Source organism: Streptomyces sp. NPDC058964 (assembly GCF_042741275.1).
Classification (GTDB): domain Bacteria; phylum Actinomycetota; class Actinomycetes; order Streptomycetales; family Streptomycetaceae; genus Streptomyces.
In genome coordinates this window covers 1-1636 of record NZ_JBHYKH010000930.1, presented here as the reverse complement: position 1 = coordinate 1636, position 1636 = coordinate 1, and the positions used below count along the sequence as shown (strand labels likewise).

The 1636-nt window shown below is 65.6% G+C and carries 1 protein-coding gene; it reads right to left on the bottom strand.

Annotated elements, in window-relative coordinates; all coding sequences use genetic code 11:
• Window positions 1-80: 80 nt before the first annotated feature.
• Window positions 81-1322, bottom strand: a complete 1242-nt coding sequence (locus tag ACFW2E_RS46490; RefSeq protein ID WP_384478125.1) for an IS110 family transposase — start codon at window positions 1320-1322, stop codon at window positions 81-83.
• Window positions 1323-1636 lie beyond the last annotated feature (314 nt).

Genomic DNA, 1636 nt, shown 5'->3' with positions numbered 1-1636 from the left:
GTGTGAAGACCTCGGCAAACGTCGCCGAGACCAGCCGGGGCATCGACGCCGGCAAGAAGACATCCGATGCGAAGAACGTGTCAAGCGGCGAGGGCGAAACGTGGTTCTTGCGAGGTCGGGAAGGCTACGGTCTCGTTGAACGGGACACGGTGAGTGAGGCAGTAGTGGAGGCAGCCGATCATCCGGTTGAAGAGGTTCCTCTGAGCGGCCGTGTGCCGATCTCCGGCCTCACGTCGGCGGTCGTAGTGAGCCCGTGCCCTGTCTGAATGGGCCATCGCTGAGAAGGCCCACATGTAGCCGACGCGGGCCAGCCGCTGGTTCTTCACCCTGCGGGCCGCGACGGACACACTCTTGCCGGAAGCCCGGGTGACCGGTGCGGAACCCGCGTACGCTTTCAGACCTCTGGCGTCGGCGAACCGAGTCCTGTCGTCGCCAATCTCAGCAAGAACCCGAGCTCCGCTGAGCGGACCCAGCCCTGGGAAGCTGATGATGATCTCGGCATCAGCGTGTGCCTCGAACGCTTCCACCGCAGCCTCTGCAAGATCGTCGGCGCTCGTGCACGCGGCTTCCAACTGCCGAAGCAGCGCGAGTGACTGGCGCCCCATGGCCTCCTCGACCAAGGGAAGATGACGCATCTGCACTGCGCGAAGCGCGCTGTGCAGACGCTCGACCTCCCTGTCGATGGTGTTCTTGCGGCCGGCCTTCTTCAGTACGGCCCGCAGCTGCGGCCGGGTCAGCTTGGCAGCCTGGCGCGGAGTGGGCGCTGCGGCCAGGACCTCCCGGGCTATGGGGTGATAGATGCCCTCGCGGCGGTGCCCGACGGCGGTCAGGTAAGTGGGGAAGTACTCGCGCAGGTGGGAGGTCAGCTTGTTGCCGGCCTGGGTTCGGTCCCATACGGCGTCCTGCTGGGCACGGGCAAGGACCGCGACGGCCTGGGCCACCTCCGAGTCGGCGGGAAGCATGCGGTGCGCAGCGGCGTCGGTGCGGAGAATGTTCGCCAGCACCATGGCGTCCAGGTGATCGGACTTCTTCCGGGAGACCGTGTGACGGTCCCGGTATCGGGCGGCGGCCATCGGGTTGATGGCGTAGACGGGGCGGCCGGTTGCCCGAAGACAGGCGACCAGAAGTCCGCGGAAGGTCTCGATGGCCACCGGGATGGGGCCCTGCGGACTATCGCCGTGCTCGGCGAGCATCTGAAGCAGCTGGGCGAGCCCTTCCGCGGAGTCATCGATGCGAGCACGAGCCAGCAGCGAACCCGTTTCGTCGACGACGGCTATGTCGTGGTGGTCGCTGGCCCAGTCGATGCCGCAGAACGCCTTCACTCGCCTCACACTTTCTCATCGAACCTGTGTTGTGGCTGGTCACAGCCGTGCAGGGCATGCGTCTCTCTAATGGAAGGGCTCGATGGCCCGACATCCGATTAGCCGTTCATGACCCCAGCGACCTGCGGGGCCCTCGGTCTTGATCAGAGCTGGTGGCTCCCGAGCACGTAAGAGGTAGCCCCCGCAGGGGGCTTGGACCACGATCATCATCGGTGATCAAGTGATCGCTCTCGATGCCGACCGCGAGCGCCAGCACACGTCAGTCTTCTTTGAGGGCTCAAGGCCCGGATCAACGGAGGACATCGTGCTGACGC